This is a genomic window from Erwinia sp. 1181_3, from assembly GCF_052824965.1.
In genome coordinates, this window is sequence record NZ_VTDE01000010.1 from 92,594 (window position 1) to 109,392 (window position 16,799).

Annotated in this window: 15 protein-coding genes; 8 read left to right on the forward strand and 7 right to left on the reverse strand. The window is 54.3% G+C overall.

The features are described from left to right. Positions 1–51: 51 nt before the first annotated feature. From eptB to FY046_RS19500, 3 genes are all read right to left on the reverse strand, one after another. Positions 52–1,719, reverse strand: a complete 1,668-nt coding sequence (gene eptB / locus FY046_RS19490; protein ID WP_133844630.1) for a kdo(2)-lipid A phosphoethanolamine 7''-transferase — start codon at positions 1,717–1,719, stop codon at positions 52–54. A 333-nt stretch (positions 1,720–2,052) separates the two neighbouring features. Further along, entirely contained in the window at positions 2,053–2,481 is a 429-nt protein-coding gene (locus tag FY046_RS19495) for an organic hydroperoxide resistance protein (protein ID WP_133844632.1), read from the reverse strand. A gap of 87 nt (positions 2,482–2,568) precedes the next feature. Continuing rightward, positions 2,569–3,027 carry a MarR family winged helix-turn-helix transcriptional regulator gene (locus tag FY046_RS19500; protein WP_133844634.1) on the reverse strand — a complete coding sequence of 153 codons (459 nt, stop codon included), beginning with the start codon at positions 3,025–3,027 and terminating at the stop codon, positions 2,569–2,571. A 63-nt stretch (positions 3,028–3,090) separates the two neighbouring features. Here FY046_RS19500 and FY046_RS19505 point away from each other — a divergent pair, with 63 nt between their 5' ends. The 7 genes from FY046_RS19505 to FY046_RS19535 all read left to right on the forward strand — a co-directional run bounded on the left by FY046_RS19505 (position 3,091) and on the right by FY046_RS19535 (position 9,701). Beyond that, positions 3,091–3,675: an HD domain-containing protein gene (locus tag FY046_RS19505; RefSeq protein ID WP_159338346.1), complete on the forward strand. Its 585-nt coding sequence runs from the start codon at positions 3,091–3,093 to the stop codon at positions 3,673–3,675. A 129-nt stretch (positions 3,676–3,804) separates the two neighbouring features. Continuing rightward, positions 3,805–4,416 carry a hypothetical protein gene (locus FY046_RS19510; protein WP_133844639.1) on the forward strand — a complete coding sequence of 204 codons (612 nt, stop codon included), beginning with the start codon at positions 3,805–3,807 and terminating at the stop codon, positions 4,414–4,416. A gap of 162 nt (positions 4,417–4,578) precedes the next feature. Further along, positions 4,579–5,682: an ABC transporter ATP-binding protein gene (locus tag FY046_RS19515; protein WP_171149450.1), complete on the forward strand. Its 1,104-nt coding sequence runs from the start codon at positions 4,579–4,581 to the stop codon at positions 5,680–5,682. A gap of 28 nt (positions 5,683–5,710) precedes the next feature. Continuing rightward, positions 5,711–6,991, forward strand: a complete 1,281-nt coding sequence (locus FY046_RS19520) for an ABC transporter substrate-binding protein (RefSeq protein WP_159338343.1) — start codon at positions 5,711–5,713, stop codon at positions 6,989–6,991. A 9-nt stretch (positions 6,992–7,000) separates the two neighbouring features. After that, the gene (locus FY046_RS19525) at positions 7,001–7,912 is read left to right on the forward strand and encodes a carbohydrate ABC transporter permease (protein WP_133844645.1); all 912 of its coding nucleotides are present in this window, start codon (positions 7,001–7,003) and stop codon (positions 7,910–7,912) included. A gap of 8 nt (positions 7,913–7,920) precedes the next feature. Then, positions 7,921–8,748 (forward strand): carbohydrate ABC transporter permease, encoded by an 828-nt coding sequence (locus tag FY046_RS19530; RefSeq protein WP_374760147.1) that lies wholly within the window; start codon positions 7,921–7,923, stop codon positions 8,746–8,748. Between the two features lie 11 nt (positions 8,749–8,759). Further along, positions 8,760–9,701, forward strand: a complete 942-nt coding sequence (locus FY046_RS19535) for a metallophosphoesterase (RefSeq protein WP_159338342.1) — start codon at positions 8,760–8,762, stop codon at positions 9,699–9,701. 66 nt (positions 9,702–9,767) lie between these two features. On the opposite strand, the gene FY046_RS19540 is transcribed toward FY046_RS19535, so the two are convergent. The 4 genes from FY046_RS19540 to FY046_RS19555 form a co-directional block, all read right to left on the reverse strand. Then, positions 9,768–10,430 (reverse strand): hypothetical protein, encoded by a 663-nt coding sequence (locus FY046_RS19540; protein ID WP_171149449.1) that lies wholly within the window; start codon positions 10,428–10,430, stop codon positions 9,768–9,770. A 236-nt stretch (positions 10,431–10,666) separates the two neighbouring features. Continuing rightward, positions 10,667–11,347, reverse strand: a complete 681-nt coding sequence (locus FY046_RS19545) for an oligogalacturonate-specific porin KdgM family protein (RefSeq protein ID WP_133844653.1) — start codon at positions 11,345–11,347, stop codon at positions 10,667–10,669. A gap of 24 nt (positions 11,348–11,371) precedes the next feature. After that, a complete protein-coding gene (locus FY046_RS19550; protein ID WP_446186399.1) occupies positions 11,372–13,447 on the reverse strand; it encodes a right-handed parallel beta-helix repeat-containing protein in 2,076 nt (691 codons plus the stop codon). Positions 13,448–13,536: 89 nt separating this feature from the next. After that, complete coding sequence (locus FY046_RS19555; protein WP_167864179.1) at positions 13,537–15,111, reverse strand: MFS transporter; 1,575 nt, start codon at positions 15,109–15,111, stop codon at positions 13,537–13,539. Between the two features lie 504 nt (positions 15,112–15,615). On the opposite strand from FY046_RS19555, the gene FY046_RS19560 reads away from it, so the two are divergent. Then, positions 15,616–16,797 (forward strand): oligogalacturonate lyase family protein, encoded by a 1,182-nt coding sequence (locus FY046_RS19560; protein ID WP_446186400.1) that lies wholly within the window; start codon positions 15,616–15,618, stop codon positions 16,795–16,797. Positions 16,798–16,799: the final 2 nt, after the last annotated feature.

Here is a 16,799-nt window from a genome sequence, read left to right on the forward strand (position 1 = left end):
AGGCATGCCTCGCCCAGGTCAGGGTCAGGAATGCCTGACCCCTACGTTTGTTTATGGTTTAGCACACCAGTTGTTGGCCGGATTTATTCCACCATCGGGAGAAGTATAGCCGAGGCATCCCATGATGGTGTCAAACAGCTCCACATGGCGGTGCGTCTTGCCCGCTTTCTGCTCAGCCTGCAGGCGCTCAAACGCGCTCTTATTGGCCGGGTCTGCCAGATATTTATCCGACGCCCAGACAATCATCGGCACACGGAACTGCTCCGGCGGCGCCATATTGCGTGGCGTACCGTGCAGGTGCATGTTTTCGCTGATGGACTCACCATGATCGGCGGCGTAAAACACAATCGCTTTCTTATCACGCAGCTGGTCAAACACGCTGTCCAGCATCGTATCAACATACAGAATGGAGTTATCGTAAGCGTTAATCAGCATCGCTTTACTGCAGGTATCATCCACGCCCATGCACTCCGGCTGGTAGCGAGCGAATTCACGCGGATAGCGCTGAGAGTAAAGATAGTGAGAGCCTTTAGTATGCAGGATCACCAGGTGCTTACCTTTCGGGTGGTCGTCAATCGACGATTTCAGCTCCGGGATCAGCAGCATATCGTCCACGGATTTCCCCTGGTTACGCTTCTCTGAGCCAATCTGTTCGCGGAAGGCATAGCTGTCAGCATTGGTGTTGTTGTAGAACCACACCTCACTCTGCATGGCGTACAGATCCGAACTGAAGCCCAGCGATTTCAACACCGAAAAGACATTTTGCTCTTTCAGCGTGCGTCCCGGGTTATCCATCGTTCCCCCTTCACGCACAAACATGCAGCGCAGGGAGAGTTTCGTGGAGGTATCACAGGACTCGCCGCGGAACGCCACCAGGTTCTTCTCTTTTGACAGCTTTGGCGTGTTGTCACGCTCATAGCCCAGCAGCCCCATATGATCCCAGCGGGTGGTTTCACCAATCACGAACACGACATAGGTATCATCCAGCCCTTCAGGCGCCTTATAGGTAAAGTTTTTTGCCGGATCGAACAGATCATCGCTGTCCATTTTTTCGTCATAGCTGGTGTAGGCAAACAGCCCGACCGCTGTGAGCCAGTTGGACGGCAGGTAAGAGTGCGCCACCACCCCGCCATAGCTCGGCAGGTCAACGTTGGTCAGCTTCTCATTGGCACTCTGCACCTTATCGAAATAGCGAATAGGGCCCCAGGTCAGCAGCAGCGCCAGCAGCAGCGTCAGTAATGGCTTGATGCGCTGGCCGGGCGTTTTAAGCTGCTCCAGCAGCGTCATGCGCAGGCTGCTCCACCAGATCAACGCCAGCGGGATCAGACTGACCAGTACCATCCACAGGACAAAGTGATAACCCACCACTTCTTTAGACAGGTCGGTATCGGTGGTCATCACGGAAGCGACAATGCCGTAGCCAATAACGACATTAAAGAAAGCCATGTAGTAGCTGGCTGAGACAGAGATCAGCACCAGCAGGCTGGCGGTAACGCGCCAGAACATTTTTCCACCCAGCGATAGCAGACGTAACAGGAAGAAGGTCAGCAGGATCGCCGCCATCCCTTCTGCCAGTGCTGAAAGCCATTGCATCATTTCAAACTTAGCGAGGAAGGGATCAAATCGACGATAAAATACCGGAAGATTTAAAAACAACCCGATGTAGACAGCCAGCAACAGCGACAACTTTTGCTGGGTAAACAATTTAATAGAATTCATTCGACCTTAATCCTGGCGTAACCTAAACAATTGCTAACACGATCTGAACGCTAATCAGACCCTGGTACGGCGTCAGAGTTCGGACGCAATACCGATAAACCTTAAGGCCGTCCATAACCAGAGGAATCTGATGATAAATGAGGGGTAACAATCCTTCGCAGGGGGCGTAGTTAAACACACTCAGCAGGGTTAGTCTGTGAGGATATGTAATTTCGGCATTTTACGTATCATTGAGAGGAAGGTGCGGAATCGTGCCGCGAACGGTATGCAAGAGTGTGGGATCAGATACAGCAGGAATGACGATAACCGGGGCGACAGCCCCGGTCAGACGGCTTAGTTGATAATATTCAACGTCACGTCAATATTGCCCTGGGTGGCATTGGAGTAAGGGCAGACGATATGGGCGGCATCGACCAGCTTTTTCGCCTCAGCACTGTCCATGCCCGGCAGATGAATGTTGAGGGTCGCTTCAATGCCAAAGCCCGTCGGCAATGGACCAATACCCACTTCCCCTTCAACAAACGCCTCTTTTGGCATAGCGAACTTGTCACGCCCCGCCACAAACTTCATCGCTCCGAGGAAGCAGGCAGAGTAACCCGCCGCGAACAGCTGCTCAGGGTTAGTGACATTGCCACCTGCGCCGCCCATCTCTTTCGGCAGGCCCAGCTGGATATCCAGCACGCCATCGGAAGAAGTAGCGCGGCCTTCACGGCCACCGGTGGCTTTTGCTTTTGCACGGTATACAACTTTTTCTAACGACATGGTGTGTTTCCTTTTTTAGTTTTCACGCGATTAAATCGCACACTATTTATATTAATAAAGCTTTTTGACTCAAAGAACAAGGGCAGATTAGCCGTTCAGATTATTGCGCAGAATTTCCAGTTCGCCTTTTAGCGACTGTAATTTTTCCATCTCACAGGACGTAGCACCGATCACTGATTCAGGGATAGCCCGCGCCTGCTGGCGTAGTTCATGTCCTTTATCCGTCAACGTCACCACCACCTGACGTTCATCTTTACGCGAACGCAGACGGTGCAGCAGCCCGGCAGTTTCCAGACGTTTCAGCAGCGGTGTCAGGGTTGCAGAGTCAAGAAACAGCCGCTCACCGATCTCCGACACCGTGACGTCATCCCGCTCCCACAGCACCATCATCACCAGATACTGGGGATAGGTGATATCCAGCGGGGCCAGCAGCTGCCGGTAGATCTTATGCAGCGCCAGGTTAGCGGAATAGATCGCGAAGCACAGCTGCCGGTCGAGCAACAGTGGCGCATCCGCCGCTTTTTTGTCATCTTTATCTGTAGTCATGAAAAATAATATAGATAGCGCACTATACAATTGCAAGCGACTTTACAGGCAGGGAGAAAAACGATGCAAACTCTGGAAGAACGGGCGCAGCGCTACGCCAGCAAAGCCCATGCCGCAGCAGATCAACGCCGAAAATACACCGATGAGCCTTATATCGTGCATCCCGCTGCGGTGGTCGAACTGGTGCGTAGCGTCAGTGACGATGAAGAGATGCTGGCTGCGGCCTGGCTGCACGATACTGTTGAAGACACCAGCAGTACGCTGGAGGATATCCGCACCCATTTCGGCGAGCGGGTGACATCGCTGGTTGAAATGCTGACCAACCAGGGTGCCGTTGCCGGACAAAACCGCACCGCACGTAAGCTGGCCCATTTTCGCCATACTCAACAGGCCTCTGCTGACGCGCAGACCATCAAGCTGGCGGATATTATCGATAATACCCGCTCAATTATTCATTTTGATCCGCATTTTGCCCGCGTCTATCTGATTGAAAAACGGGTGCAAATCCGTCTGCTGACCGCAGGGCATGCCACCCTGCACCAGATGGCCGATCAGGTTATCGAACAGGGGATTGCGCAGCTTGGTCAACCTCCCCATAACGTTCCCGCCAGCTGGTTTGAACAGCAGGAGAAAAAATACCATCCATAACAATTAGTTGAATTAAAAAAATGCAAATTACATGTCATTATGTGCTCTATATAAGACAACCGCATAAAATGACCAGTTCTGTTATGGAACATCCCTATCATTGCCCCCCAATATTGACCGGGGGGTAACATGTCGACTGATTTATCGATTATAAAAAATAAGATATTCACATTTTTAGGCGCTGCTTTGTTTCTTGGCATGATGATGGGGTTGCTCTTTGCTGATGTCGTCTGGATGAATAATGCCGTCCATGAAACCTCATTGACTGAAATGGCGCAGGAAATCATGCTGGCAGTCATTGCCTGTCTGTTTTTTCATCGCGCCTGGCGTTCTCCGGCGCAGCGGCCGGTGATGATTCTGGTGGCCGGTTTCTTCAGTTGCATGCTCATTCGTGAGCTGGATTTTTTGTTTGATACGATCAGACACGGCTGTTGGCTCTGGTTTGCCCTTGCGGTGACCCTGGCCTGCGTGGCAGTCGCGCTGCGTAACCCACGTAGCATCATCCCGGGTCTTGCCGCCTTTGTGAGCCAACCGGCATGGGGCCTGTTGTCTGCCGGGATGCTGACAATTCTGGTCTTCTCACGGCTGTTCGGTATGCACGAACTCTGGGAACATCTGATGCTGGATGGCTATAACCGCACGGTGAAAAACATGGCGGAAGAAGGCAGTGAACTGCTGGGGTATTCACTTTGCCTGTTTGCGACTTTCGGCTACTTATGTCAGGAAAAACGCCGCGTCTGAACCTGTCGTCCCGTCAGTGTCCTGCTGACGGGACGCTACTGCGGCGTCCCCCTGCCCGGCGTCAGCGATCCCCGTCTTCTAAGCGTCATCCTGCGTTAATAAAAAGTTCATCCAGTCCCGCTAGCTTAGGCCCACTTCTTATTGCAAAGACGCACAGCTGGCATGAGTTATCTCTCTCTTCACCATATTCACAAAGCCTGGGGCACCAAAACCGCGCTGAACGACATCAGTTTTGAGGTGGCAGAGGGTGATTTTATCGCGCTGCTCGGGCCTTCCGGCTGTGGCAAATCAACCATGCTACGCACCATTGCCGGGCTGGAATCGGCCGACAGTGGCGCGATCTATTTCCAGCAGTCCGATGTGACAGCATTGCCGCCTTCACAGCGCAAACTGTCGATGGTGTTCCAGTCTTACGCGCTGTTCCCGCATCTGAATGTGCGGGAAAATCTGCTGTTCGGGCTGCGCGCCCGGGGTGAAGATAAGCGTCATTTTCCCTCACGTCTGGCCGATGTCAGCCGCCTGATGGAGCTGGAACCGCTGCTCGACCGTCTGCCGTCCCAGCTTTCCGGCGGGCAGCAGCAGCGCGTGGCGCTGGGCCGTGCCGTGATCGCCAACAATAAACTGTGCCTGATGGATGAGCCGCTTTCCAACCTCGATGCCAAACTGCGCCAGAGCATGCGCCGCGAGATCCGCGCCATTCAGAAAAAGCTCGGCCTGACGATGCTTTACGTGACCCACGATCAGACCGAAGCAATGAGCATGGCCGATAAAATTATTCTGCTGAATGACGGCAACATCGAACAGCACGACACCCCGGATAACCTCTACAACAACCCGGCCACGGTATTTGCTGCGCAATTTATCGGAGCCCCGCCGATGAACATCATCCCGCTGCGCCGTGAAGGCAACCATCACTACCTGGGTGAGATGCCGATCCCGGTGGTGCAGTACGGCGTTGAAGCCGGATTGAGCCTCGGATTGCGCGCCGAGGATATTCAACTGACCTCAGCCGAACACGCCGCTCTGACTGCCCGTGTGCTCAGCTACGAATACATGGGCGCAGACACGTTGCTGGTCTGCCAAATCGCCGCCTGTCAGGAGCCAATCACCGTCAAAGTGGCCGGCATGAGGCGCTTTAGCGAGCACAGCCCGGTCGGGCTGCAATGGTCTGCGAGCAAACACTATTTCTTTGTCAGCGCCAGCGGCAAACGCTGTTACGGCGCGGAACAGAACGTTTTACCGTCAGAACAAAAATATGCTGTTTAACCACTCTTTTATCGCTCAAGGGAAAACCATGTCTCCAGTTCTCCGTTTCTCACGCCTGACGTCTGTCCTGTTACTTTGTGCTGCCTCATCTGCTTTCGCGGCCGACCCTGTAAAACTTCAGATGTATTACCCGATTGCCGTGGGGGGCAAAATCAGCCACACCGTCGATACGCTGGTCGCTGACTTTGAAAAACTGCACCCGGATGTCAGCATTCAGCCTGTTTATACCGGTGACTATGCCACGACAGTGACCAAAGCCCTGACAGCGTTTCGCGGCGGCAATGCGCCACAGCTGGCCGTGATTGGGGATATCGAAGCCTATTCGTTGATCGACGCCGGTGCGATTACCGCGGCCAGCGACCTGGCGAATGATGCCGATGGCAAAAAGTGGATTGAAGGATTCTACCCGGCATTCCTGCGCCATATCGAAGGCAAGGTGTGGGGCATCCCGTTCCAGCGTTCCACCGTAGTGATGTACTGGAACAAACAGGCGTTTGAGAAAGCCGGTCTGGACGGCGAAACCCCACCCGCTAACTGGCAGCAGGTGGTCGACTTCGGTAAAAAGCTGGTGGTGAAAGACGACAAAGGCGTCAGCCAGTGGGGCATTGAGATCCCGTCCACGCCGAACGGCTACTGGAACTTCCAGGGTCTGGCGGCCACCAACGGCAGCCGCCTGGATAACGGCAAAGGCACAGCCGTGGCCTTTAATACCCCGGCCAACGTCGAAACCTTGCAGTGGCTGACCAACCTTGGGCAGAAAGAGGGCGTGTCGCCGAAAGGCGCAATTGCCTGGAGCACCACACCTCAGGACTTTATCAGCGGCAAAACCGCCATGATGGTGACCACCACCGGTAACCTGACCACCGTGCGTGACAACGCCAAATTCCCGTTCGGCGTCGCCATGCTGCCGGAGAAAACCCAGCGCGGCAGCCCGACCGGCGGCGGTAACCTCTACGTGTTCAAAAATGCCACTCCTGAGCAGCAAAAAGCCGCGATGACATTTATTCGCTGGGTATCAGCACCTGAGCAGGCCGCTCGCTGGAGTATCGCCACCGGCTACGTGGCAACCTCACCTGCCGCATGGGACACCACGGTGATGCAGGATTACGTCAAACAGGTGCCACAGGCGCTGGTCGCGCGTGAGCAGCTGAAATATTCACAACCGGAACTCTCGACCTACAACAGCGTGCAGATTCAGGATGCCCTGAACCATGCGGTTGAAGCCGCCGTCACTCAGGAGAAAACCCCTGAGCAGGCGCTGGAGTCGGCTCAGAAGCAGGCTGACCGCTTGCTGAAACCTTACCAGTAACGGACACCTATGCGCTCTCTTCACACTCTGGCACCGGCTGCCCGCAATCGGGGTCTGTCAATGCAGATTTATGGCTACCTGCTGCTGTTACCGGCACTGGGGTTTCTGCTGACGTTTACCCATTATCCGGCGGTGGCCACGATGTGGGAGAGCCTGTTCTCTGCGGCGCGCAACGGGCATCCGGCCCGGTTCGTCGGGCTGGATAATTACGCCGCACTGCTGGATGACGACATTTTTATGCTGTCGCTGCGTAATAACCTGTTGTATGCCGCGGTCACGATCCCGCTGGCGGTGGGGCTGGCCCTGCTGATGGCGCTGGCGGTGAATCGCCGCCTGCGCGGCAGCGCGCTGACTCGCGCCGCTTTTTTTATTCCTTCACTGCTGCCGATGATTGCCATCGCCAACCTGTGGCTGTTTTTCTACACGCCCCAGCTCGGCCTGCTCAACCAGCTACTGGCGCTGTTTTCGCTGCCGCCCGTCAACTGGCTGGGGGACCCCGACAGTGCGCTCTGGAGCCTGATGGCCGTTTCCGTCTGGCGTGAGGCCGGGTTCTTTATGATTTTCTATCTGGCGGCATTGCAGCAGATAGACCCGCGGCTGAGTGAGGCGGCAGACATTGAAGGCGCCTCACGCCGCTATTTCTTCCGCCGCGTGCAGTGGCCATTACTGATGCCCACCACGCTGTTTATTTTGATCAATGCCTCGATGAACGCGTTCCGCATCGTCGACCAGGTGATCGCCATGACCAACGGTGGACCGAATAACAGCAGCAGTCTGCTGCTCTATTACATCTACCGTACCGCTTTCAGCTTCTGGGATTTACCGGCCGCTTCCGCCATGACCGTGGTGTTGCTGGTGATCCTCGGCGCGATTGCTTTAATCAAATTCCACCTGCTGGATAAGCGAGCGCATTACCAATGAGCCTGACCATGACGCTTCCCGCACGGTCGTTTTCGCTGGGCCGTCTGTGCCTGAATCTGGCGATCTGGCTGGCCGCCCTGCTGTGGTTTCTACCGATTCTGGTGGCCGTTTGGGTTGCCATTCATCCTGCATCGGATCAGGGCACCTTTGTGCTGTTCTCCCCGCTGACATTGCAGAACTTTATCGATGCCTGGCACGCCGCACCGTTCGCCCGCTATTTCCTCAACACTACGCTGCTGGTGCTGATGATTGTGATCTGCCAGCTGGTGCTGGCGACAATGGCTGCCTATGCGCTGGTCCGTTTTCGCCTCAAGTTCTCCGGTCTGCTGTTTGCCCTGATCCTGCTACAGCTGATGATCAGCCCCGACGTGCTGATCCTCAACAATTACAAAACCGTGGGCGCGCTGGGGCTGCGCGACACACTGTGGGGCATTGCACTGCCCTATCTTGCTTCGGCCTTTGCTATTTTCCTGCTGCGTCAGACGTTTAAAAGTATTCCTCTGGTGCTGGAAGAAGCGGCGATCGTTGAAGGTGCCAGCCGCTGGACCATTCTGCGCCGTATTTATGTGCCGCTGGCCAAACCGGTGTATATCGCGTTTGCGCTGGTGTCGATCAGCTTCCACTGGAACGATTTCCTCTGGCCGCTGGTGATCACCGACTCGGTCAACGTGCGGCCCATTACCGTCGGTTTGCAGCTGTTTTCCGCCCCGGAACAAGGGGTACAGTGGGCGCTGGTCGGGGCCGCAACGCTGATGACGTCATTGCCGTTGCTGGTGCTGTTCCTGATTTTCCAGCGTCAGTTTGTTCAGTCGTTTATGCGTGCCGGCATCCGCTAACGGAGCGATATATGTCTTTTGAAACCACACCGCACCCGCTTTCTTCTCTGCAACGTCAGGCGCTGGGCGCTGCGGCCATGCTGTATCAGCCACCGGTGATGCGCTCCACTCATCCCGCCGACGGCACGCTGCGCTTTGGCCTGATTGCCGACCCGCAGTACGCTGATGTGGAGGCAGATGTGCCGAAAAATCTCTATTATCGCCATGCACTGCACAAGCTGCCTAAGGCGATTGCCACCTTTAACCGCAAGCCGCTCGATTTTGTCGTCACGCTGGGTGACCTGGTGGATCGCCACTGGTCAAGCTATCAGGCGCTACTGCCGCTGTATGAAACACTGCATCATCCGCATGCGATTGTGATTGGCAACCATGATGCGCAGGTGATTTCTGACCGCCTGACATCGGCGCATACGCCGCCAGCGGGCTTACCGAAAAGCTATTATCAGTTCCGCCTTGCGGGCTACCGCTTTATCGTGTTCGACGGTAATGACATCAGCCTGTATTGCAATCAGGGCAACGGTGATGACCGTCAGCAGGCGAAAGCGATACTGGCCGACCTGGTGGCCCGTCAGCAACCGCAGGCCGAGCTGTGGAACGGCGCGGTGAGCAGTGCTCAACTGGCATGGATTGAAACGCAGCTGCAACAGGCCCAGCAGTTGGGAGAAACCGTGGTGGTGTTTGGTCACTATCCGCTGGCCCCGCATACGGGTCATATCCTGTGGAATGGCGGTGAACTGGCTGATTTGCTGTGCCGCTATCAGGTACGTGCCTGCTTTACCGGGCATGACCATCGCGGTGGCTATGTGCGGCGCGACAATACCGATTTTATTATTATGAAAGGGATGCTCGACGGCGCGGAAGACGTCCCTTACGCGGTGGTGGAACTGCTGGATGGCGTCGTGACTGTAAGGGGATACGGAAATGAAATCAGCCGGATACTGACAAAAGATTAGTACTTATCCGATTCTTGCGGCAACGGGCGGACGGCAGCAAGAATCGGCATGACGAAAAGAAGAATATTAAATAATATGACGCTCAAATATTTTATAGGGCGATTCGCGCTCAGAATAGTTGACGATCGAGATCCCAAGGGTTTTTGCATTCTCCTGCGCCAGGACCATTTTTCTCTCGATATATTCCGGGCCATATCGCATTGGATCAGGCGTACCATGGCCATAGAAAAAGTCTTTTTCAAACCCCTGAAAATAATTATCCGCCCACTCTTTTATGGTTTTTTCTTTTTTATTATTAAAAAAATTCTGAATATTAGGTTTGTCGTCCGCGACCCATTTATCCGTTTTATTTTTGTTATAGTCGTGGTCAAACCCAAGCAAACCAATTCTTTCTGGCGATAAACCCAGCATTATCCAGTACAGACCCTGGAAAAAAGAGGTGTAGCCAATATTTATTTCAATATCAAAGCCTGTATCCGCCTGAATACCCAAACGACGGGCACCTTTATGAATAACCGCAGAGTATTCTTCATGCCTGATCTCATGTTGATAATTCACGCAAGAAGGGAAATTCTCCTTCGGAAAATCATTAGGATGTATCCAGTAATCAAACTCGCCTCCCTCATAGATACGCCAGGCATTATTGAGGCACACTTTGATATGGTCGTGATATTTATCACTACGCGCCTGCTGGGCCGATAGACCGCTTCCGACAAAAAGAACCTTCATAAATATAATCCTTTATATTTTTCAACATGTTATTCATTTGATTTCTGAGTTTTTCGCGTTCCCAAACGCGGTGGCAACTTATCAGTTCAAGGTCATAGCGACAATGAGTAAAAATACTATTTTGAGGCGAAAAAAAGCGAATTTTCCTGTTATTTTTTCAGGGACGGTGAAAGACCTGAAAATCAGACGTTGCGCCCACCGGAACCCCGGCGGGCGCAACGCATCAGCCGTGAGCTTTAAAAGTTATACTGAACCCCGATGCGCAAGCGGGTCTGCCTGTCATCGGCGGTTTTCCTGACAGAAACATCACCCACCTGCACATAAGGCGTCCACTGCTTATTGATGTTATACGCCACCTTCAGATCCTGCTCATAATCCCATTTGTCGTTGTCGTATAACACCTGGTCACTGTGCTTATAAATATAGTTATATTCAAAGCGCCAGTCCGCCAGACGATAACCCAGCCAGAGTTCACCCCGGTTCGTTTTCTTATCATCCGTATTTTCTTTCGTCGAGCGCGTATATTCATAACGGTAGCGCACGTTAAAATAAATACCGTTTTCAAACTGGTATCCGGTGGTTAAAAATGGCTTATAAATACTGTTATCCGAACTGGATTCCAGGGTGAACCCCGGCTGCAGGAACCAGGCGGGCGTGACTTTGTACTGATAACTGACGGTACTTTCTGTACCGCTATCCACCAGATCGGTAAAGGCTTTATTCTTATTATCGCCCCCCGATTTCCATTTGGCTTCCAGTGAAAAACCAAAGCCATTATCAAACCGGTGTGACACCATGAACCGATCTTTGTGTTGTTTACTGTCGTCCAGCCACTCATGGCGAACGTCGAGAGTGACGGCCTGACTACTGGCGCTGGCCAGCAGCAGACCGCAGAGCAGCAGTCTGTTATTTTTCATTTTGGTATCCCAGAGAGTTTGATGTTATTTTTGGATCGTACTTTTGATTAATTCACTCGTTTTCACGTGATAAAAAACATTCGTGTCATCGGTATTACCGCTGACCACATCGTCATATTTCCCCGGCACGGTACGCAGAGAAATATTGCCGCTAAACGTGCCCTGTTTATCTGGCGTGGTGTAAGGCGACGGACGGAACAGGAAGTTAAACCGCTGGTTATCCAGCGCCCGGTTGCCTGCAATAATCAGCGCGCCAGGATTGAAGTTATCGCTGAAGCCATCCATGCCGTTGTTCAGTGCCATGTTGTTGCGCGCCACATGCGCCACGGGCAGCCCTTCGCCTCCCAGTTTGAAGCCGTTGCTGCCGTTATTTACCGACAGACTGTTTTCGATGGTGACGCTGCCGTTCGGGCCGTCTTCAATTTTGTTGAACAGGTCAAAACCGTCATCAATATTGTCGTGGGAATAGCAGTTCACCAGGTGGTTGCCCTCACCGACACGCATTTTCACCGCAAAACCGTCAGCGTTTTTCCGTCCCGGGTCCTGATTACCCCAGGACTCAGCGTTGCTGATCAGATTATGGCTGGCCCACAGCGCGCGGCCGATGCCATCCGGTGAGGCGACCCAGATGCCGGTATCATCGGCATGATGAGCACGGACGCGGTCGATATGGTTGTGACTGCCGGCAATATGGAAACTTTTCTTCGTGACGGTGATGCCCTGAATATGCCAGTAGCTGGCATCGAGCGTCAGACCGTTAAACACCACGTTGTCGCCCAGCGGCCGCAGCATTTTACGGTGCTGCCCGGTGCCGCTGGCCGTGGCAGGGATCACCGTGGCCGGATACTCGCCCTCCGCCAGCCACAGCGTGCCGCCCGGCGCCAACAGATTGACGGCGCTGGCTACATCCAGCGGATGTTCACGTGAGCCATCGTTATCCGCAGCCCCCTGCGCGGAAGCGTATAACGTATCCGGATGACTGACCTGCGCCAGGCTTAGCGGGTACGTTTGCGTCAGACGCTGGCCGTTATCCGGTGTAAAGGTGACCTTGAGATCGCGCGGCATCGATGTGGCCTTCACCGGTAGCGCCACCACTTCGCCGCCACGCACTCTTTTCTGGCGCAGCAGCACGGTGTCACCACGTTCTATAGTGATCAGACCGTTGCCGTTGGTGCGCAGCTGGAACACGCCGTCACGCCTGGTGAGGCGAGGGGATGACATCACTTCAATACGCGATTGCAGCACAGGCGCGATATACGGCGCACCGGGCTGCGTATGTGCCTCACTGAGCGTCAGCGTGGCGTGATTCACCGTGATGCTGGCATTACGTGACGCAAAGAAGCCGACGTAATACTGCGTTTTATCCAGTTGGGTGATACGGTCTGCACCCGCCACCGTTTTGCTGCTCCATGCGCTGCCGCCTTGAGGGGCATACGCCACCTCAAACCCGCTGTCTGTTCGGCTCAGACGCAGTGAAAAATGCTGTGGCGTATTCAACGATTGATACGGCTCACGCACGATGCCGATGCCGGTATTGCCCCAGGGCTGCTGCACGCCCTGACGGGCCACCAGCGCCACCACGGGCAGCTTGTCACCGATCGCCATCACCGTATTCATCACCATATTCGAGGCGGCCGGTAACTCTTCAATGCCCGGCTGAACAGCGGGCGCGCGTGCAGGGCCTAAAATATCGCGGACCAGCAATCCCGCGCCTTCCTGCCCGGCCGGTTTTGCCCCGTTTTCCGGGCCGAACTGATTCAGCGTGATATCGGCTTCCAGCAGGAAATTGGCGTCCGCCGGTAAGCGCGTATAGAAATACGTCAGACCATCGTGACTGTTCCCCACCTTGCCGCCACGGCTTTCCAGCGTGAAGGGCGTGGTGAGCAGGCTGCCTTCTGCCGGCACCGCCTTACCCCCGGCCAGCAGGGTTTCATTGCGGCCGATTTTGTCTGCCAGTACGTTGGTGGCAAAATTAACGTCGGTCGACTGACCAAAGGTGATGCTGTGCCAGACCAGCGTGCCAGGCTCCGGCAGCGCCGCCGCAACGGGCGCGCTCAGCCCGAGGGACAACGTGATAATACAGAGTTGACGTTCCCACATAATCATTCTCATCCTTTAGGCGCAGGGCGCCGCTGGCCGGGTTTTCCGGCCAGTCGGTAGGTGGATAAATCGCGTGTTAAATCGGGGTATTACGGATGCTGTGTGCGGTTCACCAGCGGTTTCGGTGCAGGCTCCTCAACCAGTTCAACGGCAGGGGTATCGAAGATTTTGCGGCACACTTTACTGTTGCCCCAGCACTCTTCATACGGGTAACCGATCAGCTCTTCCATCACTAAGCGCACGTCTGGCTGAACATGGCCGATCAGCCCACCCGATTTGATTCTGGCGACTTCGCCCAGCACCACCAGGTGCGTTTTGCGGTTCAGCTTCATCTGATGGCTGAAGACCATCGCCATCAGCGCCAGCGCAATCACGCCCACACAGAAGACCAGCGCAATTGCCGTAATAGCACTTTCCGGCTGCGTTTGAGATTTAGACTGGAAGCCGTAGAAGCTGAGGATGGCGCCCATCGCGAAGACAATGATCGAACGCATCAGCTTGCCGGAGAAGGTCATGGCACCGGCGTAGATCCCTTCACGGCGACGGCCGGTAAAGGCTTCATCGATATCCGCAAGGAAGGTATAGACCGTCCAGGGAATGTAGTAGACGCCACCCGTACCAATGCCGAATACCACGGTGATGCCCAGCATGGCCGCCGTCGCATACTGCTGCGGCAGATGCAGGAAGTGCAGCAGGCTGTAACACACCACGGAGAACACCACGATGCCCAGCGCCAAAATGTAGGGTTTGCTGAAACCGTGCTTGACGCAGATGCCGATAAAGATCGCGGTGGAGAACAGCTGTAACAGGGAGTTAAGGCTGCTCAGGCCCGCCACCATCGCCGGGTCGTACTGCAACACGAAGATGATGAAGTAGGTGAAGACCGAGGCGAACAGCCACTCGGCGCCGAACCCGCACAGGTACATACCCAGATGTTTGCGGAACACGCGCAGATGGAAGGTCGACTTCATATCGCGCACCAGCGTCAGCATGGTTTTCGCCAGCGTCATTTTCTTCTCATCGACCGGCGTCGTCTCTTCTACCGGGCGTTCCCAGGAGGAGATATACAGCATGATCATCGCCACGCATAAAATCACGCCGTAGGTCAGCGCCGTGAAGAAGAACGGCTCGGCAGATTCTTTACCGTAAATGAGAATGAACTGGCCAGGGATAAATGCCGCGAGGAAATTGGCAACCTTACCGAAAATCGCCTTGTAGCCGGTCAGCTTGGAGCGCGCCGAGAAGTCGGTGGTCATTTCGGTAGCGAGGGTTTCATAAGGCACCATCACCGAGGTGTAGATCAGCTCAAACAGCACGTAGGTTGAGAGGTAGTACCAGAAGCCGAAGCCTTCCACCCACAGCAGCGGGTAGACCATCATCAGCGGGATGCCGAGTAAGATAAAGAAGCGACGGCGGCCAAAGCGTTTGCCGAGGCGCGTTTTGCCGAAGTTATCCGAAAGATAGCCCATCAGCGGATTACTGATCGCATCGATAATACTGGCAACCGAGAAGATCGCCGACGCCTGTAACAGCGTCAGCCCGCAAAAAGTGGTATAGAAGTAAAGCAGCCAGATACCGGCAATCGCCAGCGCCCCGCTACCGAGTAAATTACCACCGCCGTATGCCAGCTGATGTCTGAAGAGAATTGGTTTTTCTACGTTCATGTGAGCCCCGCCCAGAGAGATTTTATAAAAATGAACCGTTGTTTTATTTTTATAGATACGGTGTTTTATATAGATCTCCCCGCTGAATAGATGTGAATTAACTCACAGTTAAAACAGCAGACGGTGATTTCTCAGACAGATTTGCGAGACATGTAACATTCTTATCAATAAAACGACTAAGCCAGCCTCACCTGGCCCACCGTGATGCCGCGTAAAAATAACGAAATCGCTGTTATTTTTACTACAATACAGACACTTAAATATAACAATTTGTCCGAAGCATCCCGGTGAGAAAAGAAAAAAACGTCCCACTACCTGCGCCATCTATCCCGCTTTTCTGAACAAAAAGCGGCTGTTTTGTGATCGGCTTTGCATTTCTGGCAGCGACTGACCCCGCAGCCTTCTCCACGGTGGTAATGTGTTTTCATATTTATGAAACAGCATTTCAATTAAATGAAGACGCTCAACACAGGGCGACACTCATGGCCACCGATGGAGTGAATCATGGCAAAAGGTTCTCAGATCCAATTCAACTTCCACACCGTTCAGGATGCGCAGACCGGCGCCCGGGTGACGCGCTTAACGCCACCTGATGTGCTGTGCCACCGTAACTACTTCTATCAGAAGTGCTTTACCCGCGACGGCAGCAAGCTGCTGTTTGCCGGAGAGTTCGACGGTCATCGCAACTATTATCTGCTCGACCTGAAGTCGCAGAAGGCGATACAGCTGACGGAGGGCGACGGTGATAACACCTTCGGCGGTTTCCTGTCGCCGGATGACCAGTACCTTTACTACGTAAAAAATGAGCGCCTGCTGCAACGCGTTACGCTGGCTGACTTCAGTGAGGAAACCGTCTATCAGGTGCCGGATGCCTGGGTCGGTTACGGCACCTGGGTCGCCAACAGCGAGTGCACCAGCCTGGTGGGGATTGAGATCGACCGCAAGGACTGGACGCCACTCTCCGACTGGACCATTTTCCAGTCGTTCTACCACAGTAACCCGCACTGCCGCCTGCTGCGCATCGACTTGCTCAGCGGCCAGTCTCACGTCATCCACGAGAAAAATGAGTGGCTGGGGCACCCGATCTATCGTCCGTTTGACGACAGCACCGTGGCGTTCTGCCATGAAGGCCCGCACGATCTGGTGGATGCGCGTATGTGGCTGGTGAATGAAGACGGCAGCAACGTGCGTAAAGTGAAAGAACACGCGCCAGGGGAAAGCTGCACTCATGAGTTCTGGGTGCCGGACGGTTCCGCGCTGATCTATGTTTCCTATCTGAAGGGCCAGCACGACCGCCATATTCGCCGCTTCGACCCGCAAACGGGTGAAGACATCAGCCTGATGACCATGCCCGCCTGTTCGCACCTGATGAGCAATGATAACGGCACGCTGCTGGTTGGCGATGGCTCCGGTACACCGGTAGATGTGAAGGATACGGCCAGCCACACTATTGAAAACGATCCGTGGCTGTATATTTTCGATGCGCAGACGCGTCAGTATGCGCCGCTGGCTGCACATAACAGTTCCTGGCAGGTGCTGGACGGTGACCGCCAGGTGACCCATCCGCACCCCTCTTTTTCTCCGGACGATCGCCATGTGTTGTTCACGACCGACCATGAAGGGCTGCCTGCGCTCTATCTGGCGGAGATCCCGGATGCCCTGCGCCACTCATTAAGGAAGGATTAAAC